The organism is Pirellulaceae bacterium (genome assembly GCA_029243025.1).
Lineage (GTDB): Bacteria > Planctomycetota > Planctomycetia > Pirellulales > Pirellulaceae.
Genome location: JAQWSU010000049.1, coordinates 127931 through 144012, shown reverse-complemented (window position 1 = coordinate 144012; position 16082 = coordinate 127931). Strand labels below are relative to the sequence as shown.

The following is a 16082-nucleotide window of genomic DNA, read 5'->3' as shown; positions in this document are numbered from 1 at the left end:
GCTCATTTGCAAAGGAAGTCTGCGGCGTGCTTGGATTGGTTGCATGAATACAAGTCCCGTAGATCGGTATGTAGCGGGTCTGTGTGGAATGGTGAATTGCGATGTTAAACATTCGTGCTATCGGCTGCCCTATTGTGAATTCGTTGGTCTTGTTGTACTCGCTTGTTGCCGTGGCACAGGCAACCGATCACACGATTCTTTTTGTTGACGATCATGACGTGCTCTACCGCTCTGGTACGCAACGTATTTTGCAACAGCCAACACGTCACGCAAAATCAGCAATTCTGACGGAGACCAAACCGTGGGAACTTGCTATCGGGTATTGCAGCGTTCATCACAATCCCGTGACGGGCCGGTATCAAGCTTGGTATCAGGCTTACGCCGGGGGACGAGCCAAGCAGGCTTCGCGGCGAGTAGTCCTTTGCTATGCTACGTCTGCTGATGGTGTCAATTGGCAAAAACCAGCCTTGGGGTTGTTTGATTTTAATGGTGACGAGGCAACGAATATTGTGCTTGTGGGGAATGGCCTGCGGAGCGTGAATTACGGCGCATCGGTTTTGTACGATGCGAACGAGCCCAACGCCTTACGACGCTATAAGTTGGCCTATTGGGATTTTGTGAATGTGAAGGGACGGGATGTTCCGGGGCTATGCGTCGCTTTTTCAGCCGATGGAATTCATTGGGAAAAATATATCGCTCCACCGTTGCTGCAGGGCGCCTACGGCGAACCTGGGCCCCCGCCGTTGGTCCGTGAATCCGAAGGGTTACCCCAACCTCGGCCGGCGATTAGTGATGTAATCGACGTGATGTTTGACTCAAAACGAGACCGCTACGTCATTTATTCGAAAACCTGGATTGATGCGCCCAGTGGCGATCGATTCTGGAAGCGAGCGGTTGTGAGAACCGAATCAGAAAATTTTGTTGATTGGACGCCGCCTACCTTGGTGCTAACTGCCTCGGATGATGATAGTGGTCAGTTGCATGGGGCTCCGGTTTTTCTGCATGCTGGCGTTTATTTCGGTTTGCTTCAGCGTTTGGATTTTGGTGGGTTTGATCGTGGTGGTACCGGAAATATGCCAGCGGAATTGGCGACAAGCCGCGATGGGATCGAATGGCGCCGTTCGTATAGTAGCCGGTCTTTTTTGCCTGTTACGGGTGATGGGGAAACATTCGATGCGGGCTGTCTGTGGACCAACAGCACGCCGGTGATTCTTCCAGACGAGATTCGCTTCTATTACGGCGCGTATCCGAGTTGGACAGCGGATGTTGAGCGGAGTAAGAGTGGCATCGGACTGTTTACACTTCCACGTGATCGTTTTGTTGCCATTCAGCCGAGAGGAAAGCAAGGCCAGATTACGCTCAAGCCAATCCGGTTGTCCCCCGAGATGCGAATTAGTGTGAATGCGGATGCGCGCGGTGGGGAAATTCAAATCGAACTGTTGGATTCAAGTGGCTATCGGGTGTCGGGTTATACCAAAGATCAGTCAATGCCTCTGGCAGATGACAACCTTAAACATCCGGTTCGCTGGAGAAAAAGCCGCTTGGCTGATCTACCAAGCGAAGGTTATCAGATACGAATTCATCTGACGAATGCAAAGATATTTGCAATTACCATTCAGGATGATTGATGAATTCACCTTTAACAAAAGGCGATCCATAGGAAAAAATAACATGTTGCATGGACCTTTATCGCCCAAGCGGTTGTGCCGATTGGGCTCGACGTTTTCGTTGATCTTGCTTGTGTTCTGCGTCGCCTGCGTCGCCTGCGTCGCGGCGGCCGACGTTCAATTGGATGTGGTCGAAACGAAAAAGATTTGGGATCGTGCGCCCCATAATGCGTTTACCGACCTCGTGCGGTGGAACGACCGGTTCTACTGTGCGTTTCGTGAAGGGCAAGGTCATGCTGGCGACATCGGCAAGTTGCGGATCATCACCTCGGCCGATGGGGATCAATGGGGCTCCGCCGGCTTGCTCGCTCTGAAAGATTACGATTTACGTGACGCGGCATTGTCTGTTACGCCGGACAATCGGTTAATGGTGCTTGGAGGCGCGCAGAAAGTCGCCGATGGTCAGCGACGTACCGGTACATTCGTTAGTTTCTCGGAAGACGGCGAGGCCTTTACCGAGCCTGAAATTGTTTTGCCCCTCGGTCGTTGGCTCTGGCGAGTGACCTGGCACGGAGACACGGCTTACGGCGTTTCGTATGGAACACCGGATAATCGTGCGGAGAGTGCACTGCTCAAAACCAAGGATGGATTGAACTATGAGGTAGTCACTGATTCATTGCTCGCGGAAGGCGGTTGGCCAACGGAAGCACGGATACGATTTACAAAATATGGAACAGCGTACTGTTTGCATCGACGTGACGGTGAGCAGAATTCGGCTTATCTGGGCGTTGCGCCAGCTCCCTACGACAAATGGTCGTGGGTTGACTTGAAAGTACGATTTGGCGGTCCGAATTTTCTGCAGATTCCCTCCGGCCACTGGATTGGCGCTGGCAGATTGTATGACGGCGGAGCCCGCACGGAATTGGTGATAATTGATCCCGCTAAAGGAACGATGAATCCCTTGATCAAATTACCATCCGGAGGTGATACCAGTTATCCCGGCTTGGTTTGGCACGACGATCAGCTTTGGGTCAGCTACTATGCCAGTCATGAGGGCAAAACCAACATTTATCTTGCAAAAATTCGCTTCGATGAATCTGCACCTATTGAAATTGGAAATCGATTGGAGCCATTCGTCGATCGTCATTTGATCCACGCCTTGGAGAATGCCGAACTCCGACTCCACGCACCCCGCGCTGCAGAGTCAGTCTTATCGTTTGATCGGCCCTGGGAGGGTGCTTTTTGTGGTTACACCACGGTCATCAAGGATGCCGATCGGTTTCGCATGTATTATCGAGGTTTACCGTCAGCTGGACGCGATGGAACGAATCGTGAGGTCACTTGTTATGCCGAAAGTGAAGATGGTATTGATTGGCACAAGCCGAACTTAGGGCTCTACGAAATTGAAGGGAGTCGCCAAAATAATGTGGTTCTGGCCGGCCAGACTCCAGCTTCACATAATTTTTCACCGTTTCTGGATCAAAACCCTGATGCGCCCGCCGATCAACGTTATAAGGCTTTGGGGGGAACGTCTGCCGGTTTGATTGGGTTTGTTTCCTCTGATGGCCTGCGGTGGAAAAGGATTCAATCCGATCCGGTTTTCACTCAAGGTCTGTTCGATTCACAGAACGTCTCGTTTTATTCACAATCCGAACACCAATATGTTTGCTATTTTCGGACGTGGACGGGGACGGGATACGGTGGTTTTCGAACGGTCAGTCGCACGACTTCCAAGGATTTCATTCACTGGACAGATCCTGTACGGATGTCGTTCGGAGATACTCCCTTGGAGCATCTCTACACGAATCAGACGACACCTTATTTTCGTGCGCCTCATCTCTATTTGGGAGTCGCAGCCCGCTTTATGCCGGGACGCCAGGTGATTTCGGCCTCAGAAGCCGAGCAGATAAACGTCAATAAAAATTATTTCGGAGATTGCTCGGATGCGGTGCTGCTCAGTTCAAGGGGTGGCAGTCAATATGATCGCACGTTTATGGAGTCCTTCATTCGTCCTGGCTTAGGATTGCAGAACTGGGTCTCGCGTACCAATTATCCAGCCTTGGGGATTGTGCCGACCAGCGAGGACGAAATATCGATTTATCTCCAGAAAAATTATGGGCAACCTACTTCCCATTTGCAGCGGTTCACGTTGCGTACTGACGGCTTCGCATCGGTGCATACGGGCTACAATGAGGGCGAGATGCTGACCCGTCCACTTATTTTTGGTCAGCAAGAGAACGTACGTTTGTTGCTTAATTATGCGACCAGTGCGGCTGGATCGGTGATCGTGGAATTGCAGGACGAGGAAGGAAATCCGATTCCCGGTTTTACGCTCGAAGATTGCCAACCAAGAATTGGAGATCGGATTAGTGCTCCGATTTCTTGGAAATCTGGCAAGGAACTGGGAGATTTAGCTGGGAAGCCCATCCGCGTACGTTTTGTCTTGAAAGATGCCGACCTTTTCGCCATGCAATTCGCTTCGTACAAAGCGAAATGACCTGCCTGTCTCGCGCAGCACTCGGTGGATGAAACAATGTCGTTGTTTCTGACTCACGGAGGGAACTGCACAGCATGATCGGCTCGTTGTCGAACAGTCAATTGAATTCGAATTAAGGCACGGTTACTGGGGTAACGGGCCTTGTTGACTGCGGAGCCACAGGCCAAGAACCCTTGACGAGCCCATGAACGACGATTCCCAACCCTCAAAACAATCCGGTGTTCTGCAGGCAGCCGACGTCAATCGGGTTGAGTATTTCGCGTCGGATCGTGAGCTGTTTGATCGGCAGTTGAGCGGATTTGTGCCGGCGGCTGCGTTTGATGTGCATGCTCATCTTTACGATCTTCGCCATTTAGTCCCAGTTGCTTCTGACACCGAATTTCATGGTTCGCCCCTGATCAGACATCAGACGCTCGTCTCATGCATGCGTCAATGGATGGGTGATCGAGTGATTGTTGACGGACTTTATTTTCCGTTCCCGGTTCCTGGTGTCGACTGCGGTGCGGCGAATCAGTTCTTGTCTGAAACATTGCAGGGCGAAACGGGTAGTCGCGGGTTGATGCTCATACGACCCAATGATGATCCGGCTCACGTGGAAGCTGAACTTCTGAAGCATGGCTGGGTCGGATTCAAGGTGTATCATGTGTTTGCGAAACGGAGCGATACATTTCATGCAGAGCAAGGCGAATTTCTGCCGGAATGGGCCTGGCGGTTAGCCCAGAAACATTCGCTTACGATCATGATGCACATGGTGTTGCCGAGTGCATTGAGTGATCGGCGAAACCAGGAATACATCCGTGATCACTGTGTCAAATATCCTCGCGCACAATTAGTCCTCGCTCATGCAGCGCGAGGGTTTAATGCCAACCATACGGTGGCTGCCGTGGATAGCTTAAGGGGCCTGCCGAACGTTTGGTTTGATACTTCAGCGGTGTGCGAATCTGCTGCGTTGGAAGCAATTCTGTCGACCTTTGGAACAACTCGTTTGATGTATGGCAGTGACTTTCCCGTGTCTGAGTTGCGTGGTCGGTGTGTTTCAATTGGTGATGGATTTTTTTGGCTCCACGATTACAACGCTCAGTGGGGAAACAGTCCAACGTCCACACCACAACTGGTTGGGATTGAATCGTTGCTCGCATTGAAGCAAGCGTGTCGAACCATGAAGCTGTGCGAAAAAGATATCGAAGCCATTTTTGCGGGAAATGCTCGTCAGCTGTTGAGTCTTGATTGCCGGCCGGAAGCCGGGCTTGGGGAGCCGAATAAAAAAAATAATGGCGATAGTGGTCAAGCACTTTATGCTCAGGCAAAGAGCTTGATGCCCGGTGGCACACAGTTGTTATCCAAGCGGCCGGAAATGTTTGCGCCTGGGAAATGGCCTCCCTATTACGAGCAAGCGATTGGTTGCGAAGTGATTGACGCAGACGGGCGACGATTCATCGATATGTCACATTGCGGAATCCTTTCAACCATCCTGGGGTTTTCCGATCCCGACGTAAATGCGGCAGTCATACGTCGGGTTCATCTTGGCAGCATGGCGACTCAGCAAACAGCGGATGAAGTAGCATTAGCTAGGCTGTTAACCGAGATTCATCCCTGGGCGGATCAAGCGAGGTTTACTCGGTCGGGGGGCGATGCAGTGGCGGTCGCAGTGCGAATCGCAAGGGCTGCCACCGGACGGAGTAAGGTTGCAGTCTGCGGATACCATGGTTGGCATGATTGGTATCTGGCAGCGAACCTAGGAGATGGTGTCGCCGGAGCGGCGGACTACCAACTTGACAAGCACCTGTTGCCTGGACTCGCCCCCATTGGGGTGCCACGTGAATTGGCCGGCACGGTTGTTGTGTTTGAGTACAATAACCTCGATCAATTTCATCAGGCAATTAACCAATGCGGTGATGATTTAGCCGCCGTTGTGATGGAGCCTACACGTGGAATCGATCCGGCTGCTGGTTTTCTGGAAGAAATTCGAGAGCGAGTTGATGAGCAAGATAGTGTGCTTGTCTTTGATGAAATTTCATCTGGTTGGCGATTGTGTTTGGGAGGAGCTCATTTAAAGTTTGGCGTGGAACCCGACCTGGCCGTCTTTGCCAAGGGCATGAGTAATGGGTTTGCGATGGGCGCCATCCTGGGACGTGCCAGTAAGATGCAAGGCTGTCAGGACTCGTTCATTTCTAGTACGTATTGGACGGAGGGGATTGGGCCGGCAGCCGCGCTGGCCTGTATTCGCAAGATGCAGCGAATCGATGTGCCCGCACACTTGGCCAGGATCGGTTCTCAGGTGATACAAGGCTGGGAAAAGCTGGCGAAAAAACATCGGCTAGCGATCAAGATCGAAGGGCGACCCGCCTCGTGTACGCTGGCGTTCGATTGTTCTGAAAATGCTGAGCTCCTGACGCTGATGACGACCCGCATGTTAGAGCGAGGATTTTTGGTGGCGGGCGTCTGTTCCGTCACCCTCGCGCACAATGAACACATCGTTGATCTCTACCTAAATTCGCTAGATGACGTGTTTGCTGAATTAGCAATGGCCGTAGCGAGCGGTGATGTTCTGGAGCGATTAGACGGACCCGTAAAGCATTCGGGCTTTCAGAGACTTGTGGATTAATCGATCAGCTGGACAACGATCGCTGCGGATTGTTTGACGGCAAAGCCTCTCGGCGTTGTGATGCGAGGGCGGCCAGAATCAGAATTCAGACACTCGATGATGAAAAGTGAGTTCGATGGTCGAGTCGGCTGCTGGGTTTTGTTACGATGGGGCTCCCTTTCAAAAAACTTAGTAACGGAATTCAAACGATGCGACCAAGTCGAATTAGAACCAAGCTGGCTCGTAAGGAGCCCATCTTGATTACCTGCCTTCATTTTGCCGATCCGGCACTCTTCGAAATGACGAGTTTGATGGGGTTCGACGGAATCTGGCTCGATATGGAACATCACGGTGTGAGTCTTGAGAGAGCCACGCAGTTGATGGCAGCCACCCGTGTGGGAGCATCTGATATCGTGGCACGCCCGGCGAAGGGTGAGTTTGTACGTATGGCGCGCATGTTGGAAGTCGGTGCGAATGCAATCATGTATCCGCAGTGCGATACGGCTACGGAAGCGGCTGAGGTTGTTCGCTGGTGTAAATTTCCACCGATGGGACGTCGCGGCTTCGATGGGGCTAACGCCGATGTACCCTTTCTTTCCAAAACGATGACCGAATATACGCAGGCGGCGAATGAACAGACGGTGGTGATCATGCAGATCGAGACGGCCGACGCGCTTGAAAACGTTGAGGAAATCGCGCAGGTTGACGGAATTGATATTTTGATGATGGGGCCGGCTGACCTGAGTCTTCAGCTTGGAGTGCCGGATGACTTTTCACACCCCAAGCTAATGGATGCGATGAAGCGAATTGCCGAAGCCGCAGGCCAATTCGGAAAAGATTGGGGCCGACCGGCTGGATCCCCCGAAGAGGCACAGACGTTTCTTGAGATGGGAGCACGGTTTATTACTTCAGGAGCTGATATTGTATCGGTTAAGCTGGCTCATGAAGCGATGCAGGCCGCCTATGGTCGCCTCGGTTTTACATTCGATAACAAACTGGCTTGATCTGCGAGCTCCGTGTCCGTACCGAGTTTATCAATTGAAAATATTATGCCCTGGCCCGACGATATCCGCCGAATTGAATCCCAGTATCTGGCTGACGGGTTCGTTGTTATTCCGCGTTTCTTTGGGGGTGTGGATATTCAACTTCTGTCGGATAATCTGCAGCGTTACATCGACGAAGTTGTTCCTGGGTTGCCCACCATGGATGCATTTTTCGAGGATGTAGATTCTCGGCAGTTGATTCGTATGCTGCCCCGCATGGACAAGCATGATGGGTACTTTCGGCGACTTTTGGTAGAGGGACGCCTGTCCGACCTTGCACAACGGCTTTGTGGCACAAAAGTAATTCCGCATGATGCTGCTTACTTCAATAAGCTGCCGATTGTTGGTGATGCGACGCCGCCCCATCAAGACGGTTATTATTTTCATCTTGATCCATGTAAAGCGCTGACGATTTGGATGGCCCTCGATCCAGTGGATCAAGAGAACGGTTGTCTCTATTATGTGCGCGGTTCTCATCGTGGTGAGATGCGAAGCCATGGACGGACCGCGGTGCTGGGTTTTAGCCAAGGGATCGTGGATTATGGTCGAGAGGAGGATCTGCGAAGCGAGGTCGCCGCTTGCGTAATGCCTGGCGATCTGATTATTCATGATGCGATGGCAATTCACCGTGCGGATGCAAATCGCTCGGCGCGAACCCGGCGGGCGCTCGGATTCGTTTATTTTTCGGCAGAGGCGAAGATTGATCAAGCGAGACGTGATCAATACCAGAAGAACTTGGCATCGGATTGGCGAGCAAAGGGTAAGATATGAGTGCTCGAGGCCTGCTCTTCTTCGCAATTGGGAGCATCTGTTGGGCTGCGGGGTGCACAGGAAGTCAATCGGATATCTCCGATAACGACAAGCATCTGAGAATAGATGCCACCAGGCAATTACGAGATTCGCTCGGCACGCAGCAGCGGTGGGTGAAAGTTCATGCCGCAGAATTCCTCGTCTCGTTGGACTATCGTGATGGAGTACGCGAAGAATTCGCGGAAGAATTGCGGCTGCATGGGGAGGAACCTGAATATCGTATCGGTATTTGGCGAGTCTTGGCGCAACTGGACCAACATGATCGGGCTGTTTTTAGAGAGCATCTTCAAACGATTGAAGCCGCCCTACTGGATGAAACGGGAGTCGATCGGATCCATGCGGTTGAGTCGCTGGCAAAACTAGGAGTTGCTTATCCAGAGGCTGACCCGGTTCGAATCGAGTTGGAAAGATTCGCAAAATCTGGGCCGATTTCCGGGCAAGCGTACGCCTGGTGGGCGCTGCTCAACAGTGGCGCAACGGAAGCTGAATCCCGTTTAATTGAATTGCTCTCCCACGACGAATCGATTGCGAGGCAAACAGCGGCTTATGTGTTTCGCCATCAGGCAACAATCTCCCCCGAAGCCAGATCAGCACTCGAACGTGCCTGGCAGAATGAAGCAGACGACTCTTCAGCTCGTATCTATCTCATGACGGCCGCTTGGCGGCATTCATCGGATAAGGCGAAAGGGCAAACATCGCTCGAACAGGATTTGCTCGCTTTGCTTGCGCGGGGGGAAGTCGCCGAGCAATACGAGGTAACTCGCCTCGCCGCCGATTTGGGAGATGCTTGGAAGCCGGCGTTGGCTCGCTTGCTGGCCGACGACAAAGTCCACCCTGATGTCAAGTCGAGCGCGGCTCATGCAGTCTGCAGAATACAGCGCCGAACGATTGCGCGGATGCCAACCTTTGATTGGTGTGTCGTGGCACTTTATGGCGTCGTAATGTTGGCCATTGGGATTTATTATGCCAGACGGACGGCATCCGCTGGAGACTATCTGCTTGGCGGGCGGAACATGAGTGCATGGATGGTGGGTCTTTCTCTTTTTGCCACGATGTTAAGCACGCTCTCGTATTTGGCTTGGCCCGGTGAGATGATTAAGAACGGGCCCGTGATCCTGCTGGGCTATGCCTCCTATCCGTTCGTGTTTTTTGTGGTTGGATGGTTCTTGATTCCCTACTTGGTCAAACTCCGGGTCACGAGTGCTTACGAAATTCTTGAGTTGCGTTTTGGGGTAAGCGTGCGTTTGCTTGGTTCCGTCTTGTTTTTGTCACTGCGTTTTCTGTGGATGGCAGCCATTATTTATTGGACAACGGCCATTGTCTTGATTCCGGCCGCTGGCTTCAGCGAGCAGGCAACGCCTTACGTCGCCGTTGTACTGGGTGTGGTCACCGTGGTGTACACCTCTCTGGGGGGCCTGCGAGCCGTGGTGATGACGGACGTAATGCAAACGTTTATTCTTTTTACCGGCGCTTTGGCCTCGCTGTTTCTGATTACCTATTCCTTGGGGGGGGTAACGGCCTGGTTGCCAAGTCAGTGGCCAACGCACTGGCCGGCTCTCAAGTTGTGGTTCGATTTCAATCCGGAAACGCGGGCAACTCTCGCGAATGCAATGCTGGGTACCTTTGCCTGGTATGTTTGCACGGCCGGATCGGATCAAATGGCCATTCAACGCTACCTGGCGACCAAGGACGTTCGTGCGGCTCGACGAACGTTGGCCGTGTCGCTCTCCGCTGACTTTTTTGTGATTGTTTTTTTGGGGTTGATGGGGCTCGCTCTGTTGGCATTCTTTTCCGCCAATCCCGATCGAATGGCGGATGGCCAAACGGTCTACGCCAACGCCGACAAGCTGTTTCCCCGATTCGTCGTGGTTGGATTGCCACTCGGAATGAGTGGGCTCGTGATTGCAGGATTGTTAGCGGCAGCGATGTCCAGTTTGTCGTCGGGTGTAAATTCATCGGCCGCCGTTGTCAGCGAAGACTTTGTTCGTCGTTTTCGTAAGCGGGAGTTTGGGGGTGACGAGCATGTGAAGCTTGTTCGTTGGACATCCGTTGGGGTCGGCGTGATTGTAGTGTTGCTCAGTTCGCAGATTGGTAATGTGAAGGGCAATATGTTTGAGGTGGTTTACAAGGTGGCGAATCTGTTTACCGCACCCCTGTTTTATCTGTTCTTCATGGCCATCTTTGTTAAAAAAGCCAATACGGTTGGCACTTGGATTGGTTCTGTTGCTGGGATCGTTACGGCCATTTCGATCGCTTTCTGGAAGGATCTGTTTGGTGTGCAGGGAATTAGTTTTCTCTGGATTATTCCCAGCTCGTTCTTGGTCTCTGTCATAGTCGGAACCTTGGCCAGTCTAATTTGTGGAAAGCGTCGGGTGGGAACCCAGGAGGTGACAGAATCATGAGTGGTCAGCCCAATCTGATTGGTTGTACAAAAGCAGAGTTAGCGACGCCGGCCCTCTGTTTGGACTTGGATCGCTTGGACTCCAATGTGCAACGTCTGGTGGGTGAATGTGAGCGCCGTGGAGTCCAGTGGCGACCCCATGCAAAGTGTCACAAGTCTCCAATCATTGGCAAATGGTTGGTGGAGGCGGGCGCGTGTGGCTTGACGTGTGCGACGTTGCGCGAAGCGGAGATTATGGCCGATGCCGACATTGATGATCTGCTGATTGCCAATCTGATTGCCGGTGCTCCGAAAATCAGACGCCTGGTTCAACTGGCCGAAAAATCTGATGTCATGATCTGCATCGATCACATGGACCAGGCGATTCCCATTTCACGAGCGTTGGCAGATGCGAAGCGAAGTGTGCGAGTTTTGGTTGAATTGGAAATTGGAATGCAGCGTGTGGGGGTGGAAGACAGCGAGGATGTTAAGCGACTATCGCAGCACATCGTTGATCTCCCTGGCCTCGAATTTGTGGGGCTGATGGCCTACGAAGGCCATCTGCTGACAATTAAGGATCTGGTGGAAAAAGAGCGAGCAATTCAGGCTGTATTCGAACGTGTTGCTCGGGTTCGGGCCCAGCTCGAACAGGTGGGATTGAGCTGTCCCATTGTTTCTGGTGGCGGAACGGGATCCTATCCGATCACGCTGCGGCAGCCGGGAATCACGGAGCTGCAATCGGGCGGCGCGATTTTCATGGACGCCTTTTATCGTGATCAGTGTCAGATTCAACAGCTGGAAAACTCACTCACTATTCTTGCGACCGTGAACAGTGTGCCCACCGAACAACGGGCGGTGATTGATGCGGGGCGTAAAGCAATGAATATCGAAATCTGTACTCCCCAAGTGGTCGGACGTGATGGCCTCCAAGTCGAAAGTCTGTCGGCAGAACACGGAGTCTTGGCGGTCAGTACGGCAGCCGACCCCCTGGCGATTGGTGAACGGATTGAGCTGATTCCGGGTTACGCCGACTTGACGAATATGTTGCACTCGTGCTTTTACGGATTTCGACAAGGACGCTTGGAGTTGGAGATACCTATTGTTCGATAACTCAGACGGGCTGTCACGCCTCTGCCTTGGTACTGCGCAGTTAGGCATGGATTATGGGATTGCTAATCAGCTGGGAAGACCGGATGATGCTCAGTGCCATCGCTTGTTGAGTGGCGCCCTGGAACGAGGTGTTCTCTGCTGGGATACCGCCGGAAGTTACGGAGATGCAGAGGGACGCATCGGCGAGTTCTTGACCAATTGTCATCATCGGGACCAAGTCAAAATCGTCTCCAAGTTAGGGAATCCGCCGACCGATTTGCCCGATACAGGGTTGCGGCAGTGGGTCACCCAAGAGATTGATCAAACCTTGTGTCGCTTAGGTGTTGAGAAACTTGCCGGTTGGTTGATTCATGATGCCCGCATGGTAAATCGATACGGTGCTGCATTGTGGGATGCAATGAATGCACAGGTCGAACGCGGGGTGACCCATCGCATTGGGGTGAGTGTTTATGATGAGCAGGAATTTCAGCATGCATTAGGCCATCCGCCTCCGCTGGCCATCCAATTGCCCTTGAATCTTTTCGATCAGCGTGCGCAACACGCCGGTCTGCTCCAGGAAAGTGCAGACCGAAATGATACGGTTTTCGCGCGAAGTACACTTTTGCAAGGTGTGCTCTCCATGCGCCCGATGGATGTGCCCGACAAAGTTAGGCCGTTGGCGGTACCGTTGCAGCAATTGCAAACGATGCTGGACCATTGGGACACGACGCCGATGGATGTCGCCCTGCCCTTCGTGCTCGGGGTGGATGGAGTTGATTTTGCAGTGGTTGGAGTCGAGAGTCTTGAGCAGCTGGATGATAATCTCGATCGAGCGAGTCGCTCGATGCCCGCTGATCTGCGCGCGGAGTTGAGCCGAGCTTTTGCCGATCTACCGGTGGAGTTGCTGGAACCCCGCAGATGGTGATGGCTCTGGGTGTGGTAACCTCCCTGGTCGGCCTGCTTTCACCGGTCAGAAGTTAATGGTGTTGGGCATGCAAGCATTGGGAGTGGTCACGGGTCGGGCGAGATCGCAAGAAAGATTTGCCCATCGACAACCCGTTGGTGAACGCACAGCCAGTGGTTTTAGCGTGGCTGGGACGCCGATTTGGAAAATCGGTAGAGATGTTTGTCTCCGCGTAAGAAAATGGAGTCTCCCACAATCGCTGGCGAAGCATAGAAGGTTTCATCGATCTGGTTGATGCTTAGCACCTCGGGATCGATGCCACGTTTGAGCACGACGGTCGTCCCTTCTTCGCTTAGTAAATAAATGCGGTCCGCCGCGCCGACAGGCGATGCGCTGAAATTCAGTACCCCCGGGAGACGGTGTTTCAGGTAATGTTGTGTTCCGTCTGTTGCATGGAGGCAGGAGAAAAAACTTCGATCTTCAAGCAGATAAATTTCATTTTTCCACAGCATTGGGGAAGGAACATAAGGTGTTCCTCGGTTAAGTGACCAAATCACGTGCTCGCTATCTGTTAAATCTCCCTGCCTTCCTAAGCGAATCGCATGGAAGGTGTCTTTCGCATAACCGCTGGTGGCGAAAACCATTCCGTGGCCCACGGCTGGGATCGGAATCGCACCTTCACTTTGCCCCCCGCACTGCCAGAGTAAGTTGCCATTGGCCAGGTCGTAGCTGCGTACGTATTCACCATTGACGATCACTTGATCGATTCCCGCATGTTCGAAGATTCGCGGTGTACTCCAATTCGACACTTCATTGCGTTTTTGTTTCCAAAGCGTTTTTCCCGTCCTTGAATCGATGGCAAGAATGAATGACTGCAGTTCGTGGTCGACGACAATGACTAGCGTATTTCCAAATAACGCAGGTGAACTTCCCTCGCCGAGTGAGTCTTCCATCGCCTGTGGTCCAAGCTGCCTCTTCCAGGCAAGCTGACCTTTCATGTCAAAACAAAATAAACCGTACGAACCAAAGGAAACGTAGACGTGTTGCCCATTGGTAACAGGAGATGCCGAAGCAAAACTTCCTTTCCAGTGATATCCTTGATGTGGCATGACTTCTTGCGTAGTGCGCTGCCAGCGTTCTTGACCCGTCTGACGATCAAGGCAGATGAGCACCAGGGCCTGAGGTGTCCACTTAGTGATCACTGCGTCGTGCTCAGAGATTCGCGGTGTGCCGGCGGGCACTCTATACGATGGTGACAAAGATTTCTTGATCGGAATCGCGGTGACCAGGAAAATTTGGTCGTCCCAGATGATAGGCGTCGAGTGGCCGCGCCCCGCAATCGGACTCTTCCATTGCAGATTCTCGGTCTTACTCCAGCGAATCGGAGGATCGCCCAACGGTGCGACTCCATTGTGGATTGGGCCTCGCCACTGCGGCCAATTGGTGCGGGAACGTTCACCCGATTCAGCGCCCTGGAGCGCCGCGGAGATGCTTAGCATGATGCTAAATGCAGTAGCAATGTTCCTCATTCATTCATTTCCCATGTTCGGATTTCCAGCATTCGGGGGGGGCTACCGTTTTTAAGGCAAGACGACAAGAATCAGCTTGCGCGCGTCAAGCAGCGGAGCCTATTTTAGCATGTTAGCTATTCAGTGAGCCAGCCACTCAGTCATGAAAGTTACTTCCATGCAGGTGTGCAGAGAGGGAATCGTGCTGCTGTTCAAGCACGGTTGGATAGACGGTCCGTGAGGCGACGGCAAATCGTTGCAGTCCTTTCCCTGGTCGACGATTGCATCGTTTATTCGTCGGCCGACCCTTCGTTGTCTACCGGCGGCTCCTCGCTCTTAAGTGTCATGCTTGCAAATTTGATCGACCCACAGCTGCGCGGTCGCGATGGTTGCTCCAAAGTTGGATCGACCGTGGACACGCACTGTTGCTTGGGTGATCGGGAGGCGTTGTCACGCAAACGATCACGGTCGGCGTCCAGTCGTACTCATTGAGCGATGGATCGCCATTGCCTTGGGTTAAATCCGGTGTGGGTCGCAATTGCGTTTGACAAACCATGGAAAGTCAGGTACTTTGTGATGTAAAGTCAGGCAGCGCGGGACCCGGAGAAGATCGGTCACGATGGAGCTTCGTGAAGCATTAAGTCAGATTTCCGACATTCATCAGCAGATGGCTCGAGCGGAAGTGTTTCGTGGCTATCGTTCGGCAACGGTGGGCATGTCCGGCGTTTTGGGAATGTTGGCAGCCTGGTTTCAGTCTCGTTGGGTACCGTTTCCAGAGCGGGATTTGGGGAGTTATCTCGCCCTTTGGCTCAGTGTGGCCCTGGTGAGTGCGGCGGTTGGGGTCGTGGAGATGTGTTTCCGAGCCTACCGTGCAGGCCCTGGATTAGCGAGAGAAATGACTCGGTTGGCGGTGGGGCAATTCATGCCGGCGATCGTTGTGGGGGGGTTACTGACAGGCTGTGTTTATCAGTCGGCTCCCGAGGTTGGTTGGATGTTACCCGGCTTGTGGGCCTTCATCTTTGGTCTTGGTGTATTTGCCTCGTATCGATTACTGCCTGGGCAGGCATTTTGGGTTGGATTGTACTATGTGGCCTGTGGTTGTGGCTGTTTGATTTGGGGGCAAGAGACGCTTGCTCTGTCGCCTTGGCTGATGGCAGTCAGTTTTGGCGGTGGCCAATTGATTGCCGCTTTCATTTTGTATTGGACGTTGGAACGATATTATGTCGCCAGCTAGGAAAGCAAATCGCACAAATCAAAATGAAGCTTCCTCCAGGGAAGGACTTTTTTGCTACGAGGGTCTTGATCGGGTCATGCATGAAAAGGCTCGGCTGGGCATTTTGGCATCGCTTGCCTCTCACGCGGGAGGTTTGTTGTTCAACGATCTGAAGCAGCTTTGTTCGTTGACCGATGGAAATCTGAGCAGGCATTTGGCCGTGCTGAATGAAGCTGGGTTGGTCGAGACTTGGAAGGGAACTTCGGGGGCCCGTCCGCAAACTTTGTATCGACTGACCAAGTTGGGCCGCCAACGTTTTGGCGATTATTTGCAAGTACTTCAAAGAGTGGTTGCAGATGCTCATTCGGAAAAGCAATCTTCGACTGACGATCCGCGTTTTTCCGGTGGGTGGTCGCCTGCATGAGCCCTTCTCTTTTTTTGTTTTTT

General features: G+C 52.6%; 11 protein-coding genes. 10 read left to right on the top strand and 1 reads right to left on the bottom strand.

Annotated elements, in window-relative coordinates; genetic code table 11:
• Positions 1–101: 101 nt before the first annotated feature.
• The 8 genes from P8N76_24275 to P8N76_24240 all read left to right on the top strand — a co-directional run bounded on the left by P8N76_24275 (position 102) and on the right by P8N76_24240 (position 12935).
• Complete coding sequence (locus P8N76_24275; protein MDG2384808.1) at positions 102–1628, top strand: hypothetical protein; 1527 nt, start codon at positions 102–104, stop codon at positions 1626–1628.
• Positions 1629–1671: 43 nt separating this feature from the next.
• Complete coding sequence (locus P8N76_24270; GenBank protein ID MDG2384807.1) at positions 1672–4104, top strand: hypothetical protein; 2433 nt, start codon at positions 1672–1674, stop codon at positions 4102–4104.
• A 184-nt stretch (positions 4105–4288) separates the two neighbouring features.
• Positions 4289–6709 (top strand): aminotransferase class III-fold pyridoxal phosphate-dependent enzyme, encoded by a 2421-nt coding sequence (locus tag P8N76_24265; GenBank protein MDG2384806.1) that lies wholly within the window; start codon positions 4289–4291, stop codon positions 6707–6709.
• 188 nt (positions 6710–6897) lie between these two features.
• The gene (locus P8N76_24260; GenBank protein ID MDG2384805.1) at positions 6898–7692 is read left to right on the top strand and encodes an aldolase/citrate lyase family protein; all 795 of its coding nucleotides are present in this window, start codon (positions 6898–6900) and stop codon (positions 7690–7692) included.
• Positions 7693–7737: 45 nt separating this feature from the next.
• Entirely contained in the window at positions 7738–8502 is a 765-nt protein-coding gene (locus P8N76_24255) for a phytanoyl-CoA dioxygenase family protein (GenBank protein ID MDG2384804.1), read from the top strand.
• Complete coding sequence (locus P8N76_24250; protein MDG2384803.1) at positions 8499–10943, top strand: sodium/solute symporter; 2445 nt, start codon at positions 8499–8501, stop codon at positions 10941–10943. Before P8N76_24255 ends, P8N76_24250 begins: the two co-directional genes overlap by 4 nt.
• Positions 10940–12031 (top strand): DSD1 family PLP-dependent enzyme, encoded by a 1092-nt coding sequence (locus P8N76_24245; protein MDG2384802.1) that lies wholly within the window; start codon positions 10940–10942, stop codon positions 12029–12031. Before P8N76_24250 ends, P8N76_24245 begins: the two co-directional genes overlap by 4 nt.
• Entirely contained in the window at positions 12021–12935 is a 915-nt protein-coding gene (locus P8N76_24240) for an aldo/keto reductase (GenBank protein MDG2384801.1), read from the top strand. Before P8N76_24245 ends, P8N76_24240 begins: the two co-directional genes overlap by 11 nt.
• A 158-nt stretch (positions 12936–13093) precedes the next feature.
• Here P8N76_24240 and P8N76_24235 read toward each other — a convergent pair whose 3' ends face one another.
• A complete protein-coding gene (locus tag P8N76_24235; GenBank protein MDG2384800.1) occupies positions 13094–14443 on the bottom strand; it encodes a PQQ-binding-like beta-propeller repeat protein in 1350 nt (449 codons plus the stop codon).
• Between the two features lie 598 nt (positions 14444–15041).
• Between P8N76_24235 and P8N76_24230 the strand changes: the two genes are divergently transcribed.
• Both P8N76_24230 and P8N76_24225 read left to right on the top strand, forming a co-directional pair.
• Positions 15042–15656, top strand: a complete 615-nt coding sequence (locus P8N76_24230; GenBank protein ID MDG2384799.1) for a hypothetical protein — start codon at positions 15042–15044, stop codon at positions 15654–15656.
• On the top strand, positions 15643–16059 hold the full coding sequence (locus P8N76_24225) for a transcriptional regulator (protein MDG2384798.1): 417 nt from the start codon (positions 15643–15645) through the stop codon (positions 16057–16059). Before P8N76_24230 ends, P8N76_24225 begins: the two co-directional genes overlap by 14 nt.
• Positions 16060–16082: the final 23 nt, after the last annotated feature.